The sequence below is a fragment of the Sphingobium sp. genome, assembly GCF_035511395.1.
GTDB lineage: Bacteria > Pseudomonadota > Alphaproteobacteria > Sphingomonadales > Sphingomonadaceae > Sphingobium.
The window spans coordinates 1-8,043 of record NZ_DATKFP010000373.1; the positions used below are offsets into that span (position 1 = coordinate 1).

Here is an 8,043-nt window from a genome sequence, read left to right on the forward strand (position 1 = left end):
GTCGGCTGCGCTCGGATTGCCGGAAGTTCCGATTGGCCTGATGCCGGGCGCCGGCGGCACCCAACGTCTGCCTCGGCTCATTGGGGTCGAGGCCGCGCTGCCGATTCTGCTCGATGGCGTAAACCTGTCCTCGACCCGCGCGCTCGAAACAGGCATCGCGGATGAGCTTGTCGCGCCCGGCGCCGAAATCGAGGCGGCTCGGGCATGGATATTGGAGAATGCTTCTGCGGCCCAGCCCTGGACCAGGCCGGGCTGGATGCTTCGGGATGCCGATAGCTGGCGCGCTACTTTGGCGTCCGACCGAGAAGCGATGCTGTCCCGTACGGGGGGCAATTTCCCCGCCCCCATCGCGGTTTTCGAATGCCTCGACAAGGGACTCGCGGCCTCCATTGATGACGGCATCGCCCTGGAGATCGAGGCCTTTGCGGCGCTGATCCAGCGGCCCGAGCCGCGCAACATGATCCGGGCGCTGTTCGTCGGAGCCCAGGATTATGGTAAGCGGCGGAAAACGGACAGTCTTCCGTCGGGCATCGACGCGATGGGTGAAGCGCTCCGCGACTTACTGACCGCTGCCGGCTCGGGACTCCTGTTCGCCGGGATTTCTGCCGACACCCTCGAAGGGGTGCGACAGCGGCTCGGGTTCGCCAACACGCCGTCGTCTGCGGATTCGATCCTGCCACCCTGGTCCAATGACGAGCGAGCGGCGGGCGAAGACTATTGGTTCGAGCGTCCCGGTGCCGGTCCTGAAGGACGCGTTGCCCGGGTCCTCATGAACGCGGCCGCCACCGCCTATCAACCCCTTCGGCAGACGCTCCCCCAAAGTGATCATGCGCTGGTCGATCACGCCGCCATTCGGTTTCACGGCTTTCCGGCATGGTCGGGCGGCCCGATCGCCTGGCTGGAAAGACTCCAGCACGCTCACCCCTCATCTGAAACGGAGATTCGACCATGACCCAGGCCTATATCGTCAGCGCGCTGCGAACAGCTGGCGGCAAGCGCAAGGGCGCGCTTGCGGGCTGGCATCCGGTCGAACTGGCTGCTGAGGTAATCAACGCGACTCTGGATCGTTCGGGCATCGATCCTGCGGTCATCGAAGACGTGATCATGGGCTGCGTCAGCCAGGCCGGCGAGCAGAGCTTCCAGATCGGTCGCCATGCCGTTCTCGCGTCGCGCCTGCCGGAAACGGTGCCTGCCGTCACGATCGATCGTCAATGCGGTTCCTCGCAGCAAGCGATCCAATTCGCCACCCAGGCGGTACTGTCGGGCACGCAGGACGTGGTGCTGGCCGCTGGTGTAGAGAGCATGACACGCGTGCCGATGTTCACCGCGACAACATTGCCTGCGCAAGCCGGCCTTGGCACCCCCTTCGCCGACCGGATCAAGCAGCGTTATGGCGTCGAAGAGTTCAGCCAGTTCACCGGCGCGCAGATGATGGCCGACAAATATGGCTTCGACCGGCTCACGCTCGACAGCTTCGCCCTGGAGAGTCATCGCCGTGCCGCCGCGGCGGTCGACGCCGGCGCGTTCGACGCGGAAATCGTGCCCGTGGCCGTTGTCGATGCCGGGGGTAACGAACGGCTGCATCGCGTCGATGAGGGCATCCGGCGCGATGCGACGCTTGAATCGATCGGTTCGGTAAAGACCTTGCAGGAGGGCGGCGTGATCAGCGCCGCCAATGCCAGCCAGATTTGCGACGGCGCATCGGCGGTGCTTGTCGTCAGCGAATCGGCGCTCAAGGCCTATGGTCTGATACCGCTCGCGCGCATCCACAATGTGACCGTCACTGGCGGCGATCCTATCATCATGCTGGAGGAACCGATCCGCGCCACGCGCAAGGCGCTGGCACGATCGGGTCTGTCGATCGATGACATCGATCTCTACGAGGTCAATGAAGCATTCGCACCGGTGCCGCTTGCCTGGCTGCGCGAGGTGGGCGCAGACCCGGACAAGCTCAACGTCAATGGCGGCGCGATCGCGCTTGGTCATCCGCTGGGCTCCAGTGGGACCAAGCTAATGGCCACGCTGGTGCATGGACTGAGAAAGCGCGGACTGCGCTATGGCCTCCAGACCATGTGCGAAGGCGGCGGCATCGCGAACGTGACGATCGTCGAAGCGCTCTGACACGTCATGTTCAACCGCCTCCGCTTCACGGTCGATGATGGCATTGCCTCCATCGTCCTGGCCTATCCGGAAAAGCTCAACGTACTCAGCCGCGAGCTGCTGGCCGACCTGATCGAGGCGTTCGACCGCGCACGTGCGGCCGCTGCGCGCGCGGTGGTCCTGTCGGCGGAAGGGCGGGCCTTTTCGAGCGGGGGCGACCTGTCCGATCCATCAACCCGTGCCGGCGACCTCTCAGCGCTACTGGAGGACGTCTATCACCCCACATTGCGGGCAATGCTTGACCTGCCGATGCCGGTCATCTGCGCCGTCAACGGCAAGGTCGTCGGCGGCGCGTGCGGACTGGTACTCGCCTGCGATCTTGTGATCGCGGCTGAAGACGCCGTCTTCGACTTCGCCTTCGCGCGGATCGGTCTGGTGCCCGACTGCGGTCTTGCCTGGCTGCTGCCGCGGATCGTCGGACGCAACCGGGCAAGGCATATCCTGCTGGGCGCCCGCCACATCGGTGCCGAGCAGGCTTTGGCGCTCGGCATGGTTGAACGCGTGGTGTCGGTCGAAGTGCTGGCCTCGACGGCTTTATCAGTTGCACATGGAATCGCCTCGCAACCTTCTTTCGCGCTGGGCCTCAACAAACAGCTTCTCGTACAGGCGGACTCTTCCAGCCTCGATGCCTCGCTGGCGGCCGAAGCAGAGGCCCAGGATCGGGCCGGAAAATCGGACGACTTCAAGGCGTTGCTCGCATCGATGGACAACCGCAGAAACCCGTGATCACGCCGCCGCCCATGATTCTGACACTTTGCAAAAAATGGATAGTGATGATAATGCACAATCAAACAAAGGAGAGGAGTCGCTCGGACATGGTGCTGTCGACGATCGAAGTAACAGACGCGCCTCCCGGGAGAGCGAAACGATGAACCCGTTTGTCATTGCACAGAGCCGGCCCGAGGCGCCAGCCACGATCATCGCCGAGACCGGCGAGACGGTGTCCTACGCCGAGCTCGATTTGACGAGCCGGCGGCTCGCCGCCGGCTTCCGCGCCCTGGGCCTGCGCCATGGCGATCATATCGCGCTGATGCTGCCCAATGGCCTCTGGTATCACCCCGTCTGCTGGGGGGCCTGGTTCGCAGGCCTCTATTTCAGCCCGATCAGCACCAGGCTGCAGCAGGCCGAGGTCGAGCATATCATCACCGACAGCGGATCGACGCTGGTGGTCACCGCCCCGGAATATGAGCCGTTGATGACGCTGGTGAAGGGAGCGCTGCCGCATATCCGGCATTGGTACACGACCGGCCCCGGAAACGAGCATTTTGCGCCGATCGAGTCGCTGATCGATGGCTCCGAACCGCTCGAGGTCGCTGCAGACGCTCCGATCGGATCCGACATGCTCTATTCTTCGGGAACGACCGGGCGCCCCAAGGGCATATTACCCCGGCTCGGCCGCACCCGCGATGAGGCCGATCCGCTCTCGATGCTGCTGGCACGGCTCTACGGCTTCGAGGCGGGGTCGATCTATCTGAACCCCGCCCCGCTCTATCATGGCTCGCCGCTCAAATTCACCATGGCGATCCACCCCTTTGGCGGCACCAATGTCATTATGACCAAGTTCGATGCCGAGGGCGCGCTCGCGGCGATCGATCGCTATGAAGTGACGCAGAGCCAGTGGGTTCCGACCATGCTCAACCGCATGATGCGCCTGCCGGACGAGGTGAAGGCCCAATATGATCTTTCGAGCCACAAGGCGGCGGTTCATGCGGCGGCGCCCTGCCCGCCCGAGCTCAAGCAGCAGCTGATCGATTGGTGGGGACCGATCCTGCATGAATTCTATGCCGGCTCCGAAGCGATCGGATTCACCGCGATCACGTCCGAAGAATGGCTGCGGCATCCCGGGTCGGTCGGCCGCTGCGTAATGGGCGAAATCCATATCGTCGGCGAAAATGGCGAAGAATTGCCAACGGGCGAAGTCGGCGAGATCTACTTCGCCAATGGTCCCAAGATCGCTTATCACAATGATCCGGAGAAGACTGCGTCGGTCACCCACGCCAATGGCTGGATCACGATCGGCGATGTCGGTCGCGTCGATGAGGAAGGCTATCTCTACCTCAGCGATCGCAAGGACTTCATGATCATCACCGGCGGGGTAAACGTCTATCCCAAGGAGGTTGAGGATCTGCTCGCGATGCATCCCCAAGTGGAGGATGTAGCCGTGTTCGGCGTTCCGAACCCAGACTTTGGCGAGGAAGTGAAGGCGGTGGTCCAGCCGCGCGAATGGCCCGCAGACGAGGTGGCTTTCGCCGAGGCGCTGATCGCCTATTGCCGCGCCAACCTGTCGGCGATAAAGGTTCCGCGCTCACTCGATCTCAACAGAGCGCTTCCGCGCCAGGAGAATGGCAAGCTCTACAAGAAGGCGCTGCGCGCCGCCTATCTCGCAAAGGCGGCAGCCGCATGACTCGATCGATCTCATCCGTTCTCGTCGCCAATCGCGGCGAAATCGCCGTGCGCATATTGCGGTCGGTCCGAAAGGCCGGCCTTACAGGCGTCATCGTCCATCACGCCGTCGATGCCGACACGCCGGCGGTCCGGATGGCCGACAAGGCTGTGCAAATATCCGGCTCGACCCCGGTTGCAGCCTATCTCGACGGACCGCAGATCGTCGCCGCCGCTCTCGCATCCGGCGCCGACGCCATCCATCCGGGCTATGGCTTCCTCTCCGAGAATGCCGAGTTCGCGCGGGCTTGCGACGCGGCGGGAATCGTCTTCATCGGCCCGCGCGCCGAGACCATCGACCTGATGGGCGACAAGGTCCGCGCGCGCAATTTCGTCGAGAGCCGCGGCTTCCCCGTCGCGCCGTCGGCGATCGAGGATGACGATCCCGCGACCTTCGTCGAACGCGCGCGCGCGGTCGGCGCGCCACTGCTCATCAAACCCTCGGCGGGCGGCGGCGGCAAGGGCATGCGGATCGTGCGTGACCTGGCACTGCTCGAAGAAGAGATCGAGCGCGGGCGCAATGAAGGCCAGCGCTACTTCGGCGACGGCCGGCTTTTCGCCGAGCGCTATGTTGAACGTCCGCGCCATATCGAGGTCCAGGTGCTGGGCGATGCGCATGGCAATGTCGTCCATCTGTTCGAGCGCGAATGCTCGCTGCAGCGGCGCTTCCAGAAGGTGGTCGAGGAAGCCCCCTCGCCTACCCTTCCGGCCGACGAACGCGCGCGGATCTGCGAGGTAGCGGCCGGCATCGCGCGTGCGGCCGGCTATGTCGGCGCTGGGACCGTAGAGTTCATTTACGGTCGCGGCGAATTCTTCTTTCTCGAGATGAACACCCGCATCCAGGTGGAGCATCCCGTAACCGAGGAAGTCACAGGCGTCGATCTTGTTTCCGAGCAGTTGCGTGTCGCTGCTGGCGAACCGCTCGGTTACGGCCAGGACGATCTCGCCATCAAAGGCCATGCCATCGAGGTGCGCGTCTATGCCGAGGATTCCGCGCGGGGCTTCGTACCGACGACCGGGCCACTGCTGGTCATGATTCCGCCCTCGGGTGATGGAATCCGGATCGATTCAGGCGTCGAGCAGGGGGGCGCGGTAACCGCCGCGTTCGATCCGATGATCGCCAAATTGATCGTCCATGCGTCGAGCCGCGCGGAGGCCCTCGACAAGGCGGACGCCGCCCTTGCCGCTTTCGTCATACTCGGCTGCCGCACCAATATCGGCTATCTGCGGCGGCTGCTGCGTGATCCGGACGTTCGCGCCGGGGCCATTCACACCGGGCTCATCGGCGAGAAGCCCGAACTGGCGGCCGATCCGGTTCCGGACAAAGCCTCCCTTCGGCGCGTGCTGGCCGCGGCCGCGCTCTCGACGCGCGCCGTGGTCGATTCCGCCGACGCGGTGCCCGTCCTTCATGCCGCCATCGGCGGCTGGAGGAACTGATGCAGCATATTTTCGAGATTGGTAGCGTCGAGCACAGCCTGTGGCTTGCCCGCACGGGCGAAGGCTACAGAGTTCATCTGGATGGCGGCGAAGCGACGATCGCGCTCGCCAACGGACGCGTGCGGATCGACGGCGTCGAAACGTCCATCCACGTCGCGCGCGACGGGGATCGGCTGTTCATCCACATCGACGGCGAGGCGCACGAACTCCTCTACCATGATCCGGTCTCGCACCACGCCGCGGGCGCCGGAAGTGGCTCGCAGGACGTGCTCCGCGCACCGATGCCCGGCGTCGTGGTCGCGCTCTCGGTCGAAGAGGGACAGGCGGTCAAGGAAGGCGATATCTTGCTGGTGATCGAAAGCATGAAACTGGAAACTGCCATTCGCGCGCCCCGCGATGGTGTCATCGAGACGGCGCATCTCGCGGTCGGCAAATCGTTCGAACGCGACGCTCCGCTGATTTCGCTCGCGCCGCTGGAGGTCAAGCCATGACGCGGCGCATCCACTCCCGGGTCGACCCCCGCGATCCCGCCTTCCTCGCCAACGTCGAACATAACAGGGCGCTGGCGCGACAGCTCGACGAGCGCCAGCAGGCCGCACGCTTCGCCCGGCCCGAGCGTGATCTTAAGCGCCTAGAGCGTCAGGGCAAGATGACGGTGCGGGCGAGGCTCGAACAACTGCTCGATCCTGGCACACCGTTCCTCGAACTGTCGACCCTGGCGGCAGGGGAATCGCCTTACGCCGCCGATGCGCCGGGCGCTGGCCAGATGGTCGGCATCGGTATCGTTTCGGGCAAGGAAGTCGTGATCCGTGCCGACGACAGCAGCGTCAAGGGCGGCGCCTGGTATCCTCTGTCGGTCAAAAAGATCGTCCGCGCGCTCGACATCGCAATCGAGAACAACCTGCCGGTGGTTCATATGTGCGACAGCGCTGGCGGCTTCCTGCCACTTCAGGACCAGTTCTTCGCTGACCGTTACGGTGCCGGACGCATCTTCCGCAACCAGTCGATCCTCTCGAAAAAGGGTGTACCACAGGTTGCGCTCGTGCTCGGCAACTGCACCGCAGGCGGAGCCTATATCCCGGCGCTCAGCGACTATTCGGTGATCGTGCGCGGTACAGGGGCGATCTTCCTCGCAGGCCCGCCGCTGGTGAAGGCCGCGACCGGCGAGGATGTGACGGTCGAGGAACTGGGCGGCGCCGACATGCACACCGCAATCTCGGGTGTCGCCGACTATCCAGCCGACAATGAATTACAGGGCATTGCCATCACGCGCGAGATCGTCAGCCAGTGGCGTCAACGCCCCAAGGCCGGGAATGCGGCCATCGATCCCGAACCGCCGGCTTATGATCCCGCCGAACTTTACGGAGTCCTGCCGGCCGACAGCCGGGTGCAGTTCGACATGCGCGAGGTCATCGCGCGGATCGTCGACGGCAGCCGCTTCCACGAGTACCAGCCGTCCTATGGCACCAGTCTGATCTGCGGCTTTGCCCATATCTGGGGCCAGCAGGTCGGCATCCTCGCCAATAACGGCGTATTGTTCAACGACAGTGCGCTCAAAGGCGCGCATTTCATCGAATTGTGCGATCAAAACCGCACGCCCTTGTTGTTTCTCCAGAACATCACCGGCTTCATGGTGGGCCGGGAATATGAACGGCGCGGCATCACCAAGGATGGCGCCAAGATGATCATGGCGGTGGCCGGGGCGTCGGTGCCCAAAATTTCCATCAACTGCGGTGCGTCCTTCGGTGCCGGCACCTATGGCATGAACGGCCGGGCGTTCGATCCGCGCTTCATGTTCTCCTGGCCGCGATCGCAGGTCGGAGTGATGGGCGCGGAACAGGCGGCCGACGTGCTGTCGTCGGTCAAGATTCGCCAGCTCCAGCGCGAAGGCCGCGAACTGTCGGCCGAAGCAATCGCCGCAATCCGCGATCCGGTGATTGCCGATTACAAGCGCGCATCGAGCGCCTGGCACGCGACGTCGGAGCTATGGGACGACGGCGTCAT

The 8,043-nt window shown here is 64.2% G+C and carries 7 protein-coding genes; all 7 read left to right on the forward strand.

The features are described 5' to 3' along the window. Positions 1–16 precede the first annotated feature (16 nt). On the forward strand, positions 17–952 hold the full coding sequence (locus VMR39_RS25580) for an enoyl-CoA hydratase-related protein (RefSeq protein ID WP_325420536.1): 936 nt from the start codon (positions 17–19) through the stop codon (positions 950–952). Continuing rightward, a complete protein-coding gene (locus VMR39_RS25585) occupies positions 949–2,121 on the forward strand; it encodes an acetyl-CoA C-acetyltransferase (RefSeq protein ID WP_325420538.1) in 1,173 nt (390 codons plus the stop codon). Before VMR39_RS25580 ends, VMR39_RS25585 begins: the two co-directional genes overlap by 4 nt. A 6-nt stretch (positions 2,122–2,127) precedes the next feature. Beyond that, a complete protein-coding gene (locus VMR39_RS25590) occupies positions 2,128–2,886 on the forward strand; it encodes an enoyl-CoA hydratase/isomerase family protein (protein WP_325420540.1) in 759 nt (252 codons plus the stop codon). Positions 2,887–3,028: 142 nt separating this feature from the next. Further along, complete coding sequence (locus tag VMR39_RS25595) at positions 3,029–4,564, forward strand: AMP-binding protein (RefSeq protein WP_325420542.1); 1,536 nt, start codon at positions 3,029–3,031, stop codon at positions 4,562–4,564. Beyond that, positions 4,561–6,039, forward strand: coding sequence for an acetyl-CoA carboxylase biotin carboxylase subunit (locus VMR39_RS25600; RefSeq protein WP_325420544.1), 1,479 nt, complete (start codon positions 4,561–4,563; stop codon positions 6,037–6,039). The genes VMR39_RS25595 and VMR39_RS25600 overlap by 4 nt, the downstream gene beginning before the upstream one ends. Next, positions 6,039–6,530: a biotin/lipoyl-containing protein gene (locus VMR39_RS25605; protein WP_325420546.1), complete on the forward strand. Its 492-nt coding sequence runs from the start codon at positions 6,039–6,041 to the stop codon at positions 6,528–6,530. The genes VMR39_RS25600 and VMR39_RS25605 overlap by 1 nt, the downstream gene beginning before the upstream one ends. After that, on the forward strand, positions 6,527–8,043 hold a 1,517-nt coding region (locus tag VMR39_RS25610), incomplete at its 3' end, for an acyl-CoA carboxylase subunit beta (protein WP_325420548.1). The genes VMR39_RS25605 and VMR39_RS25610, both read left to right, overlap by 4 nt.